The organism is Vibrio sp. 1751 (genome assembly GCF_033339895.1).
Classification (GTDB): domain Bacteria; phylum Pseudomonadota; class Gammaproteobacteria; order Enterobacterales; family Vibrionaceae; genus Vibrio; species Vibrio alginolyticus.
The window spans coordinates 24441-43583 of the sequence record NZ_JAWOVM010000035.1; the positions used below are offsets into that span (position 1 = coordinate 24441).

The 19143-nt window shown below is 43.0% G+C and carries 17 protein-coding genes and 1 pseudogene; 9 read left to right on the forward strand and 9 right to left on the reverse strand.

Annotated features, from left to right (window positions below; translation table 11 throughout):
* Window positions 1-27: 27 nt before the first annotated feature.
* Window positions 28-711 carry a hypothetical protein gene (locus R7041_RS12800; RefSeq protein ID WP_054578682.1) on the reverse strand — a complete coding sequence of 228 codons (684 nt, stop codon included), beginning with the start codon at window positions 709-711 and terminating at the stop codon, window positions 28-30.
* Window positions 712-1223: 512 nt separating this feature from the next.
* Entirely contained in the window at window positions 1224-1763 is a 540-nt protein-coding gene (locus R7041_RS12805) for a redoxin domain-containing protein (protein ID WP_054578683.1), read from the reverse strand.
* A gap of 564 nt (window positions 1764-2327) precedes the next feature.
* On the opposite strand from R7041_RS12805, the gene R7041_RS12810 reads away from it, so the two are divergent.
* Window positions 2328-4085, forward strand: a complete 1758-nt coding sequence (locus R7041_RS12810) for an SgrR family transcriptional regulator (protein WP_186585179.1) — start codon at window positions 2328-2330, stop codon at window positions 4083-4085.
* A gap of 9 nt (window positions 4086-4094) precedes the next feature.
* On the opposite strand, the gene R7041_RS12815 is transcribed toward R7041_RS12810, so the two are convergent.
* A complete protein-coding gene (locus tag R7041_RS12815) occupies window positions 4095-4970 on the reverse strand; it encodes a LysR family transcriptional regulator (RefSeq protein ID WP_186585181.1) in 876 nt (291 codons plus the stop codon).
* A 154-nt stretch (window positions 4971-5124) separates the two neighbouring features.
* Between R7041_RS12815 and R7041_RS12820 the strand changes: the two genes are divergently transcribed.
* From R7041_RS12820 to R7041_RS12830, 3 genes are all read left to right on the forward strand, one after another.
* Window positions 5125-6093, forward strand: a complete 969-nt coding sequence (locus R7041_RS12820) for an aldo/keto reductase family oxidoreductase (RefSeq protein WP_186585183.1) — start codon at window positions 5125-5127, stop codon at window positions 6091-6093.
* A 9-nt stretch (window positions 6094-6102) separates the two neighbouring features.
* Entirely contained in the window at window positions 6103-6489 is a 387-nt protein-coding gene (locus R7041_RS12825) for a GlcG/HbpS family heme-binding protein (protein WP_186585185.1), read from the forward strand.
* Between the two features lie 167 nt (window positions 6490-6656).
* Window positions 6657-7037 (forward strand): hypothetical protein, encoded by a 381-nt coding sequence (locus R7041_RS12830; protein ID WP_005375467.1) that lies wholly within the window; start codon window positions 6657-6659, stop codon window positions 7035-7037.
* Between the two features lie 111 nt (window positions 7038-7148).
* On the opposite strand, the gene R7041_RS12835 is transcribed toward R7041_RS12830, so the two are convergent.
* Window positions 7149-7481: a helix-turn-helix transcriptional regulator gene (locus tag R7041_RS12835; RefSeq protein WP_031780945.1), complete on the reverse strand. Its 333-nt coding sequence runs from the start codon at window positions 7479-7481 to the stop codon at window positions 7149-7151.
* Between the two features lie 141 nt (window positions 7482-7622).
* On the opposite strand from R7041_RS12835, the gene R7041_RS12840 reads away from it, so the two are divergent.
* The 3 genes from R7041_RS12840 to R7041_RS12850 all read left to right on the forward strand — a co-directional run bounded on the left by R7041_RS12840 (window position 7623) and on the right by R7041_RS12850 (window position 10389).
* Window positions 7623-7934, forward strand: coding sequence for a hypothetical protein (locus R7041_RS12840; RefSeq protein ID WP_054577105.1), 312 nt, complete (start codon window positions 7623-7625; stop codon window positions 7932-7934).
* Window positions 7935-8657: 723 nt separating this feature from the next.
* A complete protein-coding gene (locus tag R7041_RS12845; protein WP_005375474.1) occupies window positions 8658-9815 on the forward strand; it encodes an amino acid permease in 1158 nt (385 codons plus the stop codon).
* A gap of 232 nt (window positions 9816-10047) precedes the next feature.
* Window positions 10048-10389 (forward strand): hypothetical protein, encoded by a 342-nt coding sequence (locus tag R7041_RS12850; protein WP_080276968.1) that lies wholly within the window; start codon window positions 10048-10050, stop codon window positions 10387-10389.
* 144 nt (window positions 10390-10533) lie between these two features.
* On the opposite strand, the gene R7041_RS12855 is transcribed toward R7041_RS12850, so the two are convergent.
* From R7041_RS12855 to R7041_RS12870, 4 genes are all read right to left on the reverse strand, one after another.
* On the reverse strand, window positions 10534-12405 hold the full coding sequence (locus R7041_RS12855) for a methyl-accepting chemotaxis protein (protein ID WP_025768473.1): 1872 nt from the start codon (window positions 12403-12405) through the stop codon (window positions 10534-10536).
* Window positions 12406-12841: 436 nt separating this feature from the next.
* Window positions 12842-14206: a YjiH family protein gene (locus R7041_RS12860; RefSeq protein WP_005385171.1), complete on the reverse strand. Its 1365-nt coding sequence runs from the start codon at window positions 14204-14206 to the stop codon at window positions 12842-12844.
* A 455-nt stretch (window positions 14207-14661) separates the two neighbouring features.
* Complete coding sequence (locus R7041_RS12865; RefSeq protein WP_005375484.1) at window positions 14662-15333, reverse strand: YoaK family protein; 672 nt, start codon at window positions 15331-15333, stop codon at window positions 14662-14664.
* 153 nt (window positions 15334-15486) lie between these two features.
* Window positions 15487-15888 carry a GFA family protein gene (locus tag R7041_RS12870; protein ID WP_025768472.1) on the reverse strand — a complete coding sequence of 134 codons (402 nt, stop codon included), beginning with the start codon at window positions 15886-15888 and terminating at the stop codon, window positions 15487-15489.
* Between the two features lie 200 nt (window positions 15889-16088).
* Here R7041_RS12870 and R7041_RS12875 point away from each other — a divergent pair, with 200 nt between their 5' ends.
* Together R7041_RS12875 and R7041_RS12880 are read left to right on the forward strand one after the other, a co-directional pair.
* The gene (locus R7041_RS12875) at window positions 16089-16718 is read left to right on the forward strand and encodes a hypothetical protein (RefSeq protein ID WP_017635850.1); all 630 of its coding nucleotides are present in this window, start codon (window positions 16089-16091) and stop codon (window positions 16716-16718) included.
* A gap of 124 nt (window positions 16719-16842) precedes the next feature.
* The gene (locus R7041_RS12880) at window positions 16843-18126 is read left to right on the forward strand and encodes a peptidoglycan DD-metalloendopeptidase family protein (protein ID WP_025768471.1); all 1284 of its coding nucleotides are present in this window, start codon (window positions 16843-16845) and stop codon (window positions 18124-18126) included.
* A 106-nt stretch (window positions 18127-18232) separates the two neighbouring features.
* Here R7041_RS12880 and R7041_RS12885 read toward each other — a convergent pair.
* Window positions 18233-19066, reverse strand: a pseudogene (locus R7041_RS12885) (EAL domain-containing protein); the annotation flags it as partial.
* Window positions 19067-19143: the final 77 nt, after the last annotated feature.

Below are 19143 nucleotides of genomic sequence, written 5' to 3' on the forward strand. Positions count from 1 at the left end.
ACTTTTTAAGTTTTTGATTTTTAGTTATTATTTTATCATACTTAATAAGTTGTAGAATAAATCACTCACTTCAGTTGAATTTAAAAAAGCACTATTTAATTCCAGTTTCTTTTCAAAATCGGAATATTTATCGAATTCCTCTTTCTCAACTAAACCTATTGGTGAGTTGTCGTTAACGTGGCTTTCATATTTTTTGATGGTATATAATTTAGACCTTTCGTCAAAATATTGAATTATCTTAATGTTAACGTCAGGTCTCTCCGTATTATACGTGATCGTAATTTTTTCATAATCTTTATTAATCGGAGTCGTAAGCCCTGTAGGGTAGATGATTTTAAACCTATTAATGTCATTCTTCTTCGTGCTTTTATAATGTTTTGAGTATGAAAAGTTTTCAATTGCACTTTTAGTGACGATAATTGACTCACCTTTCTTTAAACCGTATTCGGTACATTCATAATCGTCGACAACCGTAGAATTTCTTTTCTTTTCAATCAGGTAGGACATAGTTGCAGATGTCCCTCCGTGTTCCAGTTTTTGTTGGTTTACAGAACAATAGAAATGACCTTTGTCCACCGTCATTGCGTTGACTTGTTCCGGATTTGAAATGGTGGGATGTATATCTTTTGCTGGATCGTTGTCGCTTCCTCCTGAACCGCATCCAACTAATCCGATACAAACGGCCATATAAAGTAAAGAGATTTTATTCATACTGTATTTCTCAATTAAGATGTGTGATTGCAAATAACGATTAATTACATTTTTATAAAGTGAAATGTTTTTTATTTTAATTGAACGGTGTTTTATTGGTAATTTAATCGTTTGCTTTTATTTTGTCTCTTACGGTATCTATGTTTTCATTTATGGTATGAATTATTAGATTTGCACAATTTTGAGTTGCAATAGGATAATAATCGCTAGCCAACTACTTGTGTAGGTACCGTTATGATTTATATATCCGTTAAGTCTAAGTTTTTAGTTTTAATTTCATGTATTTATCGTGAAAGTGACTTAGAAGTAAATAACTAACGTTGTTTGAGGGGAGCCTGGGCTTCACTGATCTTGTTTTTCATCAAGGCGTTGTATAATGAACAAGGACTCTATTTCCAACTTGTTGATACATATCAGATCTCACGGATCTGATATGTATTCCAAGTTATTCTCACTAAGGCAAGAATCCTAGCTTATTTAAGGATAGAAAGTTTACTTGGGTGTAGAAGATATTAGTAATCCAATGTGCCACGGATAGGGTAGTTATTGTTTGGATCGCGAATCCATGCCAATCCGCGTGATAGCGCGCCAAGCTCAGGGCGAACAAACGGGTTGTTTGAAATATCCACCACGTGTAAGTCGCCGTGTTCATTCACCACAAACAGACCTGGTTCTGCGAAATTATGATCGGTTTCCTGTTCAGATCGAGGAATAGATACATACAAGCCTAGCGTTTTCATTTGTTCTTCGGTCAGGCCGTAAGCGATAGGGAAGCTGATTTCGAGTTTCTCTAGATGCCCCTCTAGTTGTGCTTTTGAATCGCCAGAAACGGCAAGAATATCGACGCCAGCATCAGCGAAAGCCTGTTTGTAACTCTCAAGCTCGTTGAGGTACTTAGTACAAAGAGGGCAGTGTTTACCACGATAAACGAATACTGCTTGCCAAGTCGCATCACCTTGCGGCTGACCCAACGTTACGTTTGAACCATCTAGCAAAGTGGCTTGAAGATGAGGGAAGCTGTCGCCCGCTTTAAGTTTCACTGAAGTTGCCATATTGACTCCCGAATTGATGGTGTATATCCATGAATGCCCCTTTCTCAACAAAGCGATTGGGGGATGAGACTTCAATGTAGACTCTGTTTTGCGGTGTTTCAACTAGTTAACTTTTAGTAACCTGCAATAAGGTATTAGAGTGCAAAAGATGAAAAAGCAGAACTTAAGATACAACGAAGTGGGGGTGTAGTATCAGGAGCTAAGTTCTGCTTGAGGTTAGGCTATGACCACTGGAACATATCGTTAAGATAAACCAGAGTCATCACTTCTATTTTATTACTCGATTGAGCTAGGCGTTGCTGAAAAAAGTACGCCATCATTGGCTTCTTCATTTTTTCCTCCTTTAGCTGACGAGTAAATTATGTGTATAAAAGGGGATATAAAAAAGAGAGTGCTTTTGTTGGCTTTTTTCCTAATAACGTAAATATATGGGGCTTTAAAGCCGAATTTGGAGGTTAATTGTGGAAAAGGGGAACAGATAATTAGGAAGTTTTCTTATTTTATTACCGCCAACTTAAGTAAACTATTCCTATCCACAAACTTCACAGATCTAAGGTTGATTCAGTGTCTGATCTCAATTTGTTTCGCTATTACCAACGATTACTCTCGTTTAGCGTTGGTGATGAAACAAAAACCACGTTACAGGACATTGCCGACATCATGTTCACTTCTTCTCGGCATGCTCGTAGCCTGCTAACGCAGATGCAGCAGAAGGCGTGGTTGAGCTGGCACCCGAAAGCTGGGCGGAACCAACGATCGACTCTTATTCTGAATATGGAGTTAGACGTTTTAAAAGAGAGCTTGGCTCTTGAACGTATCAAGTTAGGCAAGTATGAAAAAGCACTGGCGATATTAGATGAAGACGAAATGGCATTTGGCCGTTTGTTAAAAACAACGTCTGGTGCTTCTGTGCAAGAAGGACAGCTCAATATTCAATTAACCTATAAGCGAATGTTTGAGCGCGTCGTTCCACATCAACTTCAGCGTAGCAGCGAACGTTTCTTATTAAGGCAAATCTATTGTTGCTTAGTTTCGAGTGATCACAATGGGAAAGTGCAACCAGAACTCGCACATCACTGGCGTTATGACGAAGACACCTACGAATGGACTTTCTACCTTCGTCCAGGTCTGACTTTTCATAATGGTAATTCCATTGATGCAGAAACAGTGGTTAGCTTGTTTGCAAAGTTGAGTTCACTACAGTATTACGAAAAAGAGTTGGCACATGTTGCTAACATTACTGCGCCAACGCCATTGAAAGTTGTTTTTAAGCTTAATCGAGCTGACTTGGGCTTTGCTGGACTTATTTCTGGAGTGAAATACGGCATTCAACCAGTAAGCCAAGTTAACGTAGCGAATAACAAGCTGGTGGTCGGAAGTGGCCCATTCTCTGTTGTCGAGCACAATGAAAGTCGTTTAAAACTGCAAGCATTTAATGGTTACTATGCATGTAGAGTTCTAACGGATTTGGTGACTATCTGGATTGTTAATGACGAGCAAATGGAGAACCCGTCATTGGCAGCAAATACGTTGCAAAGGGATGCTTCGCCCGAGGAGGATTTGTGTGGACACTATATGTCGACGCAAAACCGAGAAAACTCATCGGCGAGCAAGCGTAGTCGAATAGAAGATGGTTGCTTATTCGCCTTATTTAATCAGCACGCTAAGCACAAACTCTCTTTAGCGCAGCGCCGTTATATTAGTGAGCTAATTCAACCTGAGCACTTGGCCGAAGTGATGCGCCGCGAGAATATTGTATTTGGGAGTATACCCGCTTATAACCTGCTACCAGGTTGGAAGCCAGTGCTCCGTCCGTTTAGTGAGCCGCTTAAGTTACCTAAACACATTACGATAGCAGGATATAACTATACCGCGTTGCGTCGCTGTGCGCGGGCTATTTCTAATCGTTTGGCGAGTGTTGGCAGTAAAGTAGAAATTGTTATGTATTCCTATCGTGAGCTGAACGAGAAAGCTAAGAATGGTGAGCTAAATGAGACGATGGTCGTGACGAACATAAACCTAGATGATAATCGTCATGCCTCAGCGTTCACGAACTTCTTCAGCAACGCTGTGCTATTCCACACTTTGGGAGAAAAGAACGCACAATGGTTGGATGAACAACTACAGAGAGTCAGATCTTTCGTTCCACTTGAGGACTACCTTAATGCATTGGAGCCAATTGCATCGACGTTGATCAGCGAATACTGGATTGCACCCATGTTCCACCATACACAAACTTTGCGTTTCCAAGGTGTTTTAGAAGACGTCGCTCTTACTAACTGGGGTTGGCCAGATATTCGCTCGGTGTGGTCAGCGGATTAACTACTTTAGTTATTGAGCAAAGTGCTGCTTCACAAATTCAATGAAGGCTCTGGTTTTCGCCGATTGATAGATAAGTTGTGGGTACACCAAGTAAACCGCGTTGTGCTGGTGGTCGGTTTCTTCCGATAGAACCTGCACTAGACGGCAGTGCTCAACGTCTTGTTCGACAAAGTAACTTGCTAACCGAGCAATGCCATTGCCAGACAGGGCTGATTCTTTGAGTAAGCGGTTTTCATTGCTTGAAAGCCAACCTTGGGTTTGAACTGTTCCCGTTTTTAACGGCCACTCTTTTTGATGCAATGTGGTTAAGCATTGATGCTCTTGTAAATCATCTAATGTCTCCGGCGTACCTTCTTCTTGCAGATACTGAGGAGAGGCAACCAGCCAGTGGTGGTAGTCCAAAAGGTGATGAGCAATCATATTCTCTGGCGGCGTTCTTGTCGCTCGAAACGCAAAATCAACGCTGGTTTCTGTCAGATTAAACGCTTGATAGCTAGAAAGGATCTCGAACTCTACGTTTGGATGTAAAGCGCGAAACGCTACGCACAAATCATGCAGCACCGCTTCAGCAAACATCTTGGGAGCGGTAAGACGAATCAGACCGTCTATTTGTTCAGATCGCTGACTTAAACTCTTTTCCATTTCCATTACGCGGCGTTTGAGATCTTCCGCTTGTGCAAAGATCGATTCACCTTCTGCCGTCAATCTCACGCTGCGTGTGGTTCGAACAATCAAAGGCGTTGCGAGTTCCGATTCCAAGCGCTTGATTTGTTCCGACAGGTAACTTTTAGAAATGCCAAGTTGCTCCGCTGCCCTAGAAAAGTTAAGTGTTTGAGCCACTTCAGCAAACAGCATCAGTTTTTCGATTCTCTTATAATCTGCCATCTTGATTGCTCGTCTTTATTGTTCGCTTTAATTGTTCGGTAGCGAGGATAATGAATTCGATTTTACGGTATTAAACTAATTTTTACGAACGGTAAGATGGTTAGAGTTAACTTAAGAAATTGAAGATGCAGAAATCGGAAAAGTGAGAATAACGATGAACAATCCAACACTACCGCTCGCCAAAACCTTACCTAACGTTAGCCGCTTGGTCTTCGGCTGTATGGGACTTGGAGGGGAGTGGAATCGCAACCCATTAACCGCCCAAGATGAAAACCAAGCTTATGCCGCTGTCGAGGCTGCATTAGAGGTTGGCATCAATCTCTTTGATCATGCGGATATCTACAAATTCGGTAAGGCAGAAGAAGTGTTTGGGTGCATCTTAGCCAATGACTCAACCTTACGAGCGCGAATTTATCTGCAATCCAAGTGCGGCATCCGTCTAGGAGATGAGCAAGGTGTTAAGCAGTATGACTTCTCTGCCAAATGGGTGACGGCTTCTGTTGAGGGCATTCTTGAGCGCCTTGGCGTGGAAAACCTTGATGTTTTGATGCTGCATCGTCCTGATCCTCTGGTTGAATTTGAAGAACTGGGCACAGCGCTCCAAGCACTGAAACAAGCTGGCAAAGTTAACCACTTCGGTGTTTCTAACATGAACAGTGCTCAAATTGATCTTCTTCAACAAGCAACGGGCGAAATTGTTGTGGCGAACCAGTTGGAAATGAGTCTGGCTAAGTCTGACTTCATCAAGCAAGGTATGGGGCTTCCTTCGTCCGCATCTGACTACGTTGCGGGAACACTGGAACATGCCCGTAGGCACAATATCCAACTGCAAGCGTGGGGCAGTATGGCGCAAGGAAGATTCTCAGAGCGTGGCTTACATTCTGATGATCACAACACCAGACAGACGGCGGAGATGGTAATGGCGCTAGCAGCTGAATATGGCGTGTCGTCTGAGGCGATTGTTTTAGCCTTCCTGACGCGTCATCCAAACCAAATTCAGCCTGTTATTGGTACTGCAAACCCACAGCGTATTCGCGCTTGTGCTCAAGTAGAGAACGTCACGCTATCACGTAGCCATTGGTATGGCTTGTTCGAGAAAACCCTTGGTCATGAGATCCCGTAGGAGAGAAAAATGAAATACGTACAAGTTCAAACTCTGATTCAAACGGCATTGGAAATTGCGACTGCTCGCAAGCAGAACATTGCGGTTGCCGTGGTTGATACACATGGAGAATTGCTCGGTTTTGCCCGAATGGATGATGTGAGTGTGCAAGCAGGTTTGTTGGCACATAACAAAGCTTACACCTCGGCTAGAGACTGTCAGCCTAGCGGCAATCTGGGTGCTTGGGCTCGTGAGACGGGTAAGCAGTTGAGTTATTGGACTGACCCGAAGATCACAGGCTTTATGGGTGGTGTACCTGTAGAACAAGAGGGGAAAGTCGTCGGTGCAATTGGTATCAGTGGTTTGGCTGAGCAAGATGATGAAGCACTTGCGATGGAAGTATTAAACGCGCGTTGAGTATAATGTTTATCAGTAGGTGTGATGCTTTGTCCAGCTTTGTACTCACTGTAGGGACTCAAGTTCACAGGCTTCGTCGAGTCACAATGCTATCTAATAGCCTGAAGTAAGCAGAAGTTGAAATCGCGAACTATGATTAATTTATTTGAAAGCTTTGAGGCCTAAATATGTTTCATAAGGTATTCGTTTCGCTATTTTTTGTTCTCCTCTCAGGCTGTGGTACGAGTGACAGCGCGTTAAAAGAGAGCGGTTATGATGAAGCTTATATCCAAGGCTTTCATGACGGTCGGCATAGTGGTATGCAAGAGGCAGGGAATGATTTTGAACACTATATTAAGGACGAAACAAGGTATCAAACCGACTCAGATTATCGGCAAGGCTGGGATGCTGGTGAGGTAGAGGGTAACAAGTTACAAAAGCAGGCAACCGCGATAGGACAAGGCATGATTGATAATTCATATGAAGAACGTGATGTCTTTGATCCTGATAAAGTGGCGAAAGATGCAATAAAAGGCGTTGATACATCGGAATTGAAAAGCCTAGAGTAACGGACTGATATAAAGAATAAAACTCGTCATTTGACGAGTTTTATTTTTGTCTAAACGATTCATGTTTCAACGCTCAACAGGGCATTCATCGTTTGGGTATGAGCAATGTCGTTAATCACCTTTCTTGTTCTTTTGTTCAAGGACTAACGATAATAGGCGAACGAGCAGGGACTGAGCTTCCGGTGAGAGCAATCTCGCCACGGCCGTTAGGTCATTTGCTGTGACATGCTGAACATCACGTACATCTAAAGCAATATCTAGGTCAGTCAAATGAAGCGAACGCAATATGGCACGATATTGTGAGAGTTTAAGATCGGACTCTCCGCGCTCGATCCTTTGATATGTTTTTACGCTCATTCCAGCGATGTTTGCCATTTGCTCACGGGAGAGGCCATTCGATTTTCGTCTTGCGATCAGTGCTTGAATTATAGGGTCTACCTGCATGTGCTCTCCTGAAAGGACAGTTTTGACCTAAACGTAGCAAGAAGTGGACCAGTTTAACCACCACATATTTACCTGCTTTGCAATCAGTATAAAAATAACTGTCTTATAAAAACGTAAATATTTTAGTCAGTTATTAACTCAATGGAAAAGTATCAATCATACAAATCAATAGAAACGAAAGCTTCTATTCGCAAAATGCAACGCATTTTAGATCATTTATTTAGTGAAATTGATCAGCAACATCGTGAGACTAAAGAGAATGTTGTGACACTGATTCAACAGTCACAACAGCGATTGATGAACTACAAAGAGCTTTACCTTCACAAAGAATCGATAAGTGAAGTAGAGCTGCGGATCGCGCATGAAAATATGAGTGAGACTGAGAAGCAGGTCGCCGATATGGGTATTCCAGTGTTAACTTATATCATTGGCGCGCTAGATAAAGCGTATTAACACAGTCGTAAAGTCGGGCGATACAAGATTTACGCAATTTCGATCAATTGATGACATCTAAAAGAAAGGATGCAAATGCTGGGGAACCACACCCAGCATTCGGACACTCATTTACCTATATTTTCGAACCGTAAATCAGTGTTTAGAGGTATGTGAACCGAACAGTGTCGGTACGCAGCGAATAATAGCGATATTGTCCGATCTAGGCTACGTCCTTGGAATCTAACACCTTCACTTAAACTGTAAATTAATCTGTACACCCAGCCAAATTGAGCCATTGAGCACGTTCTTCCTTCTCTTTAAGCGATAAAAGACTAATTAGTGACGAAAAAAACAACACATCTTAGGTAAAAGATAAGAGTTGTTAAAATATATCGCTATAAGATTGACCTTTTGCTTTTCAATCGTCCTGCTTATGCCTTACAATCTTTTCGAACCAAATCCATTCATAACGAATGGGGTTGATGAATTAAGATGAACAATTTTGCTTCGAACCCAAAGTTGCGCACATTTCATCAACGATGACATCGCCAAAAACGACTCTCAAGTGTTCATGTGCAAATGATTAACCACCTTTTGTTGCGTGTTTTCTTAGCCATACAGGGCTCTTGTAACATAGTGCTCTTGTAACCAAATTTTGACTAAGTCGGAGCGTTTTGTTGTGTGCTTTAGATAAAGCACAACTGGCGAGAAATTAACGGATTGAATTTAGAGGTATTAACCGTGAACCTAAAACTTGTCGGCAGCTCCCTGATCGTTGCAGGTACTGCTCTTGGCGCTGGTATGCTTGCTATACCAATGGTGCTTGCTCAATTTGGCCTCCTTTGGGGCACTCTTCTTATGTTGTTCATCTGGGCTGGAACGACTTATGCTGCGCTGCTCCTTCTTGAAGCCAGTTGCAAAGTAGGTGGTGGTGTGAGCATGAATGCAATTGCTCGCGAAACGCTTGGTAAAGGAGGCCAGTTGGTAACCAACAGCTTGCTTTACGCCCTGTTAGTTTGTCTATTAATGGCTTACATCATTGGTGCGGGTGATCTGGTACAAAAAGTAACAGCCTCAATTGGGCTTCCAACATCTACGATCTCAAGCCAAGTCGGTTTTACTCTTTTAGTTGGTATCATTGTTTCGGCAGGTACAGGGGTAGTAGATAAGCTGAATCGCGGTTTGTTCCTAGGCATGATCGTAGCGCTGATCCTGACACTTTTTGCGCTTGCACCAAGCGTCTCGTTTGAAGGACTTGATGAGGTTGTGAGCGACGATAAAATGGCACTTATCAAAACCAGTTCGGTGCTTTTCACCAGTTTCGGTTTTATGGTCGTGATCCCATCGCTTGTAACTTACAACAAAGAAGCGAGTAAAACACAGCTGCGTAATATGATTATCGTGGGCTCAACTATTCCGCTTGTTTGTTACCTATTATGGTTGTTAGCGGTTGTCGGCAATCTACCACCTCATGAGCTTGTTCAATACTCCAACGTAACAGAGTTGATCTCGGTACTAGGTCAGCAATACGAGGGCTTAGAGTTCATCCTATCCATGTTTACTGGTTTGGCACTGCTAACGTCGTTCTTAGGTGTTGCAATGGCGCTATATGATCAAAATGCAGACCTACTGAAAGCAAGTAAGCCAGTGATTTTTGTTACTACTTTTGTGCTACCACTATTAGGTGCTGTATTTGCGCCAGAACACTTCCTAGCTATTCTCAGCTACGCGGGGATTATTCTTGTGTTTCTCGCGGTCTTTGTCCCATTATCAATGACCATGAAAGTGCGCCGAGTGCCGGTAGAAGATGACAATATTTATGAAGCTGGTGGCGGCGCAATGGGAATGAGCATGATCTTCCTATTCGGCTGTTTCTTGCTGTTTGCCCAAGCAGTATAAAATCACGCTAGCTTATTTAAAAACTGAGCCGCTCGTAGTCAAACGGGCGGCTTTTTTGTATTCATAGCCGAACCCAGGCCACTCGAAGTCATCAGCATTTGTGATGTTTGACGTTTCTCTGATAATCACGGTTAGCGCTGACTTTTTAGTAAAACTCCTTAGCGAAAGGCTGACATGTACAGTGATTCACCCTTCTATTATATCGATGTTGATATGAATAAGAGGCTCTGTTGTGTCAAAGCAATTATCTTTTGCCATGGTTGGCGTTATGTTGTCTTTAGGTGTGTTGAGTACAGAAGCGGTGGCTGACCCGAAGCATAAGCATGGACATCGGTACGATCACCATCATGCTCATCACCACCATCATAAACACAAGCGCAAGCACAAGCATAAACACAAACATCGTGACGTTATTTATGTGGAGACCAGACGACCAAGGCGCAGTTACTATTACCATGACCGAATTCCTCGGAATAGTACCTACATAAAGATTGGAGATTTCACTTATCTAAAAGTGGACGACCGTTATTATCGCCGTTCTAATGATCGCTATATCCATGTCGAGTTCAATTAAACTTGAAAGGGCACATAGTCGGCGTTCTTGTAATGTTGAGCTTAATAGCAACAACATGGCACATGTAACATCGACCAATACTAGGGTTGAGGGTTAAAAACAAAAACAGCGAGCCGGTGCTCGCTGTTTTTGCTTAGATGAGTGTTAGACAGTAAATCTATTTAAGATTTGATCTTGTTTATGTACATCTTCTTGTTGCGCCTGCATCGCGTCGTTGGTTCGATTTGCCGATTCGGCGACTTGAGTCGATAGGTCTTTAATATTCACCGTATTGTTGTTGATCTCTTCAGCGACAAGGCTTTGCTCTTCCGCTGCTGAGGCAATTTGCAAGTTCATATCGGAAATACGCTGAATCGCGTCACGAATGCGTTGTAACGCACTATTTGCTAAACCCGCTTTTTCAACGGCCTCTATAGCACTACCTTTGCTTTGATGCATGGCATTTGCCACAGATGAAGCGCCAGATTGTAGTTGCTCAATCATAGTACGAATCTCTGTTGTCGACTCTTGAGTACGTTGTGCCAGTGTACGTACTTCATCTGCAACAACGGCGAAGCCTCGGCCAGATTCTCCCGCACGTGCAGCCTCGATTGCGGCATTCAACGCGAGTAAGTTTGTTTGGTCCGCAATATCGTTGATGACTTTTAGAATCGTTTCGATATTGGCGGTAGCAGATTCCAACACTTGTACTTCTTCGACTGCAAGGTCAATGCTATCGGAAAGCATGTTTATCGTTTGTGTCGATTCACCAACGATAGAAGACCCCTCAACCGTTGCTTGGTCGGCTTCTTTAGCTGCACTTGCCGCACCTTGCGCATTATTAGCAACCTCTGTCGCGGTGACAGACATCTCATGCATCGCGGTAGCAAGTTGTTCTAGCTCTTGCAGCTGAGTGTGAATTGCGCCTGCCGAGTCTTTTGCGCCCTCAGCGGTGATTTGAGTTCCGTTTAAAATTTGATCAGAAATACGTTTCGACTCAATGATTTGCTGTTGTAAGTTCTCCATGAACGTATTGAAGTTTGTGGCAAGCTCAGAAAACTCTTGGTCAGTATCTGTTTCGAGGCGTTGTGTAAGGTCGCCTTTCCCTGATGCTACATCTTTAATCGCATTGTTTAGCGTGTCCAAAGGACGCATGAGAGTGCGAATCAACAGAGTTAGGGCGATAATAGATGCAATCACGGCAATGATTGAATAAATAATAGCGTTGTTACGAAGCTCTCCTACGGCAGAATAGGCAACAGCTTCATCGATCACCGAACCTACGTACCAGTTCTCGCCAGGAATGTGAGTCAGGTTAACCATGTAGCGGTTGCCATCAATCTCAACATGTTGTGCTGATTGCGTAAGTTCGATTTGCGGGAGGTAGCTACCGACTTTCTCGCCGTTATACTTACTTTGAGGGTGAGCAATGGTTGTGCCATCAGCGGTGATCAGAAATAAGTAACCAGCATCAAACAGATTCACTTGGTTGACCAGATCAGAAAGGGTAGTTAATTCGAGGTCATAAAACATACCGGCTAAAAACTGGCCATTTTCTTTTACTGGCGTACCAACAGAGATGATAACGTTTTTCGAAGACGCATCGACGTACGGATCGGTTACGACCAAATCGCCTTTGCTCTTAGCTGCAATAAACCAAGGACGCTGACGTGGGTCGTAGTCTGGACCCGCATCCCAGCCGTCGTCATTTTCAATCACAAAGCCATTACTTTCATAACCAAAACCGATGGCAAGGAAGCTGCTTTTTGGCGTCGGTCTTTCAAGTATGTTTTGAACATAGCTATGTGAACTGGGATCAAGCTCAATCACTTCAGTAATGGAGCGAGCGAGATCCTTCTTTGCATTCATTTCTGATTGCACAGTGTTACCAACACTGGTCAATATCTCGTTTACACTTGAGTCGATTTGCTCCTGAGTTTGGGAGCGGATGGTCATAACTTGTTGTGTCGACAATAACGACACGGTAATTAGCAGCAAAAATGAAGAGGCTGTGACAACCTTATGTCTGAATTTCATGAGCTTTCCTCTGATTCTCCCGGTTGGTTCCACTTTGCTTTCGCCTCTTTTAAACCGAGCGAATTGGGCGTAAAGAGAAACCTATTGTGTTTGGTTATATTTTTATCGACATCTTTGTCAAAAACATGAACTCATTTGTCGTCTTTTTTAACTAAATTTAAACAAACCGACAATTTACGTTAAAACTTGTGAGTGTGATCATGTTTGCGAGCTCAATTAATGAAATCGTCATAATGAAAAGAATTGCTTAACAAACAGTGGCATTAACTGGCTTTACAGGTGAGGTGATGAAAATTTTGTTGGTGCTGACAGGTGTTTTGTTGAAGTTTTGTCTTTGTAAATTATGAGCTTTTTACTAAAAGCCTAATGTGGACGGAGTTTTAGGTATAAAAAAGGCCCCGACGATGCGGAGCCTTTGTTAATTGACGTCTCGATTTTAGAAAATAAGATGAGCAACGCCAGCAATCACAGGTAACGTGATTAACGTACGTAAAATGAAAATTACGAAGAGCTCTACAATGTTTACTGGAATTTTGCTGCCTAACAGTAGGGCACCTACTTCCGACATGTAGATAAGCTGAGTTACTGACATTGCTGCAATAACAAAACGTGTCATTTCGTTATCGATTGAGGCCGCTAAAATTGCTGGAATAAACATATCCGCAAAGCCAACAACGATTGTCTGTGATGCTGCAACAGCTTCAGGGACTTGCAGTAGCTCTAGGTATGGGATAAACGGTTGACCCAGAATTGCAAATACAGGTGTGTATTCTGCAATCACCAATGCAACGGTACCAAGACCCATCACTACAGGTAATACGCCAAATACCATGTCGACTGCGTTGTGTACGCCTTCTTTAAATACAGACTGAACCGATGTGACTTGACCAGCACGCTTAAGAGCTAGATCCATACCCCAAGAGAATGTGGTGTGGCCTTCTGGCACTGCATCTGCGTCTTTATCAGGGTTGCTGCCGTCAATGTAGCGATCTTTCTTCAGACTAAGCGGAGGCAGGCGAGGAATGACAATCGCAGCTACGATACCAGCTAGACAGATAGCGCCGTAGAAAGGCAAAAATAAGTGCTCTAGTTTTACCTGAGCGATAACAACTAAGCTAAACGTGATCGATACTGCTGAGAAAGTGGTCCCGACAACAGCCGCTTCACGCTGAGTATAGAACTTATTTTCGTATTGCTTGCTGGTTAGCAAGATACCAACACTTCCGTCGCCTAACCAAGATGCCATACAGTCAATTGCACTGCGGCCAGGTAGGTTGAATACCGGACGCATTATTTTACTGAGTAACGCACCAAATAGCTCCAGAAGACCGAAGTTCAAAAGAAGCGGAAGCAGTAAACCCGCGAAAATGAAAACGGCAAACAGAGTAGGTAGGAGACCAGTAAGAACAAGCCCGCCAGTGTTCTCTTCCCAAATTGCTTTTGGACCCACTTGGAAAAACGTCATTAACACGGCAGCGCCGCCGATTAAACGAACAACGAGCCAAAGTGGAGATGGGTTGAAGAGACCGTTTAAAAAACCATTACGTAAAATTGCAGCTGGCTTAAAAATTTTGCAAAGAACAGAAGCAACGGCCATGAAAGCGATGATACTGGTGACGATAGCAATCAAGGTATCGCCTAACACCGCTGGGATGACTTTTGCCATCACTGCAACGGGAATGGTTAGGCCGCCATCGTAAGAGATCGGAGCCATAAAGAGTAGAAGACCAATTAGGGAAGGGATGAAAAACATCCAAAAGTTGCCCTTAGGAGCTTCAGTAGCATTAGTGGTGTTATGCATAGTTGTCTCGTGTTACTACTAGTCAATACTTGCCATTTCCATGACATAAATATTCACTAAACATCCGTATTTAATCACAGTTTTGCGGAGGGTACCCGCAAACTGCATCCATTGCAATACTATTCATTAAATACATCTAGTTATTCAGCCGATTTGTCGGGTAATTGGTCAAATAACGTCTAAGTGTATGCGAATATGTTGCGTGTGTTAGAAAATTGTAGCACGAGAGGCGAATTGCGCAGTGAATTATGGGGCGCATTGTGACTGGAATAATAAAATGGTAAACAAATGTGATTTTGATCTGACTAACTTCTTAGCCAGAAATTCAGTTAGCCTTATCTATTCTAAGGTTTTTAGCAGTGTCAAAATGCCGTTCAGCGTTTCTTGTACCGTTGCAGTGTGAACCTATTGAGCCAAATCCGATTGAAGTATGTCGCTTCAATCGGATCGAAATTTTATGCTTTTTGTTGACGGCTAAGTATGTATAGGTAACTCCAGTAAATCAGAGCTGTAGAAAAAGCCAATATTGCTGGGAAAACCAGCGTATATAAACCATATACCGTAAATAGAGCCGCTCCCGCGACGCCGCCAAACAAAAAGCCAAAGAAAATGAATAGGAATAATTTTGCTTTACGTCGGTCAAATTGACGACCTCTCAAGCTCTCTCCAATCATAATCCCTAGATCGGTGATGATTCCGGTCATATGTGTGGTTCTGACTACTGCGCCGCTAAACGTGGTGATCATTGCGTTTTGTAATCCACATGCTGCTGATGCTAGATATTGGCCGTACAAATCCCCTTGCACCAAAAAGCCCAAGCTGAGTAAGAGCAAGCTTCCTTCTATGCACAGTGCAACACCATATCTTCGTCCTAGCTTTAACGCACTGCTTTCAATAAAAAAGCCGCTAAAGGCAGCGCCAATCAAAAAGCTAAATACGATGAAGAGCAGGTGAATGGAGCTATCCACACCTGTTAGCAAGCTGTTCCCTAGCTGAGTTACGGTTCCCGAAAGATGAGTTATCGCTTGGTGTTGAAAGCCGAGAAGACCAACGGCGTTGACGCAGCCCGCGAGAAGAGCTAGTAGAAACGCGCCATATTCCACCCAACGAGGAAGTCTGGAAATCACAATAAACCCCCACCAAATATTAGGAGCCGATTATAACGCTCACACCGAGTTACGAAACCCTTTACAGTAAAACTCGATTGATCATTCTCAAAAAAATCTCACTTATAGGGTGTTTGTCCGAGCCAAAGTAAATATGTGAACGTGGATTGCCCGCTAGCAGATGTGTTCCGTTGTGCATTCGAAACTCACCCACCCGTGTTTCATTTGTTCATAGACTGAAACGGTAGGTTGGTGGAACTCTTTATCGGTAAATAGACCGACGGGAATGATCATGATTTCTGGGTATGCAGCAACGAACAACCTCATTGTCGTGCCGCAGGATGGACAAAAGTCATACTGAACCTCACTGCCATCATCGCCAATTCGGGTATAGCTAGTGACTTCACCGTTTAAAGTGACGTGCTCTTTTTCAAAGCGAGCTTGTACCCCAAAAACACTGCCAGTTCGTTTTTGGCATTCGAAGCAATGGCAGACAGACGTGTGGGTGGGCTCTCCCTTACAACGGATCTCAACTAAACCGCAGGCGCACTCGCATGTATGAATGGTTTTTGTCATCGTGATTACCTATTTGTCCCAATACACCAATAGACCTAGAGCACAGAGCTTGTGTCACTAGCTCGTTATGAGCTCTGGACTTGAAACTATTTGGATATAATCAGTTTAGTTTAATTTTGAAACACTTGAAGAGGTGAAATCATTTGGGTATACAATGGTATACTCGCTTTTCGTTTATACCTTGAAACAAGGAAGCTTTCATGACTCACAAAAAAATCCTGCCGATACCACTTATTCTACTTATTCCAATCGTTTTATTAGTTGTGGTTGTGATCGCGGGTGTTTATCGTTTTAGTTTGTCTGATGACGAGATCATGGCTAAGTTTCCTCAAACAGAAGTAGAAACTAACGTTATTGTGCAAGAGACGCTTGGTATCACTGCACGTAATCCTTGGACGATCCAAGTCCCCGAGCAGGGTGCGGTCACTTTTCTTGATGAGTGGGATAAAGAAAACGGCTATTTGATAGGTGACTATGATGCAGGTGCGACGAAAGGTCAGGTACTTGTCCCAACTGCGTCGATTAGTCAGCGTGAGATTGAAGGTGTTTCATGGGTTGTTGCACCGATGATTGTAACGACACAAGGTAGCGGTTCGTTTAACTATGTTGGCTTGTTCAAGTTTGACCCCGTGCCGAGCCGAGTTGTACTTTTAGACAGTATTTTTGTTGGTGACCGCGTGAAATTTACTCAGCTCGAATGGAAAAGTGATACAACTATCACGCTTTCATATTTAGCGCACGGTGACGATCAAGCAATGGCAGACACGCCAAATCAATTCAATTCATCCACATTACAGCGTGTAGGGAATAACTTACATATGCAACAGTGATGAATTTTTTTTGAGTTCTGTAAAAATTCAGTATTTTCTGCGCTAGATCTCGAAATTTCCTAGTGATTTCTTATTCGGGAATGCATAAGCTATGAGCCTTGTTTGAAAGGAGATAGTAATTCCCGTGTCTACAAATGAAATTACAAGACGGTTGCCGAATCTGACAAGTCGTAGAGCGCTGCTGTTATACTCCTTGCCAGTTTTAGTTGCGATTGGTGTTTCTCACTCTCTCAAAGAGTCATCTTTAACCAAAACCATCGCATTGAACCTACCTGAATCTCAGGTCGTTGAAAAAATTCTTGATGCGACAACTGCCGAAGTTGTCACTCCCCCGAACTTCGAATATCAAATCCAAGCAGGTGACAACCTAAGCACTATTTTTAGTCAGCTCGGTTTCGGTTACAGCTCGTTAATGAAAGTAATGGAAACGGATTTGAACTACTTGGCACTTGATACACTTAAGCCGGGCAATACGCTCCGTTTCTGGCGTGATGATGCGACAGGCGAGTTAGCGAAAATGGAACTGCAATTTTCTATTGCAGATAAAGTGGTCTACAAGCTGAATAGTGATGGTAGCTATGACTTTACTGATATTTCCATTCCTGGCGTGTGGAGCCAAGAGCCTTTAGTTGGCGTTATTCAAGGCAGTTTTTCTTCTTCTGCGAGTCGTTTAGGTTTAACGTCGGCGGAAGTGAGTCAAGTCGTAAGCTTACTCAAAGAACAACTTAACTTTGGACGTGACCTTCGTGCAGGTGATCGATTTGAAGTTGTTCGTCGCTCACAAAGCATCAATGGTGTACCAACAGGTAAGAACGAAATTGAGGCGATTAAGATTTATAATCGCGGCCGCGAGATCACCGCTTACCTTCATACTGATGGTCAATTCTACAATGCCAAAGGTGAAAGCTTACAGCGCGCATTCCAGCGTTACCCTGTAAGTAGCCGTTGGCGTATCAGTTCTGGCTTCAACCCTAATCGTTTACATCCAGTAACGGGGCGTGTTGCGCCGCACAACGGCACTGACTTTGCTGTACCAACCGGTACACCAGTCGTTTCTACTGGTGATGGTACAGTGATCATGACTCGTAAACACCCCTATGCGGGTAACTACGTGGTTGTTGAGCACGGCAGCAAATACAAAACCCGTTACTTACACCTAAGTAAGATTTTGGTGAAGAAAGGGCAAAAGGTTTCTCGAGGCCAGCGTATCGGTCTTTCTGGTAAAACAGGTCGAGTGACTGGGCCACACCTTCACTATGAGTTGATTGAATACGGCCGTCCAGTTAACGCTATGCGAGCAAATATCCCAATGGCGAGTTCTGTTCCTAAGAAAGAGATGGCTACTTTTGTCGCGAACAGAGATGAAATGGATAGACTATTACGCGATAAAGAGAAAGCAGTGCTGTAATAAAGTACTTCGCTTAAAAAACAAAAAGAGACTAAGCATAGCTTGGTCTCTTTTACTTTGTGCATTAACTAGATTTGAATTCTATGACAGCAGTCTGTTCAGTACGTTAGGCACTCCGCACTTCACGTTCATTTATCAGGTGTACGATTTCTTCAACACTGTGTGGACGAGAGTAAAAATAACCTTGGATGTAGTGGCAGCCCATTTCAATTAACTTTTGTAGTGCTCTATCGTCTTCTACGCCTTCGGCAATCAAATCCACATCAAGCAGCTCTGCCAATTGCGCTATCAAAAACACTACTTGTTCAGAGGTTGTATTTGAGAGCATGTTCTGCACAAAGGTAGCATCGATTTTGATGCTATCAATTGGATAATTGTGTATATAGTTCAAGCTTGAGTATCCCGTACCAAAATCATCCAGTGCGACTTTAAAACCCAAGTATCGCAACGAGTTAAGTACCATCTGTTCACGGCCACTTTGTGAGAGTAAGACGGTCTCGGTGAGCTCTATAACAAAGTCTTTTGCTTCGTGCTGATACTTTTCAACCATGTTGGTTAAGTGATTAATATAACGGTTGGAATCAACCAGCTCATACGCTGAGCAATTGATGGAGAGTTTGACTTTATAGCCTAGGTTCGCTTCGAGTTCTTGCTTTGCGATACACGCGAGTTCAATAATCCGTTCACCTAACTCGATAATCAGGCCTGATTGTTCGGCAGCTTCAATGAACTCCGCTGGAGAGATATTTCCATAGATATTGCTATTCCAACGAGTCAAAATTTCAAAGTAATTCCAGCGGTCGCTCGTGATATCGACGATCGGTTGAACCACTACATACAACTCATCGCTGTCTTGTATATCAGTACTTAGCTGGATTCGCATTGCCTCAATAAGCTGCGTCCTACGGTGGTATAAAGCACTAAGGTGTGTGTCGTAATGGGCTTTGTTGCGTAATTCAGACGAGAAACCAAACCTCCTAAAGTTGACCGACTTTTATACAATATACTGAGTTTCAG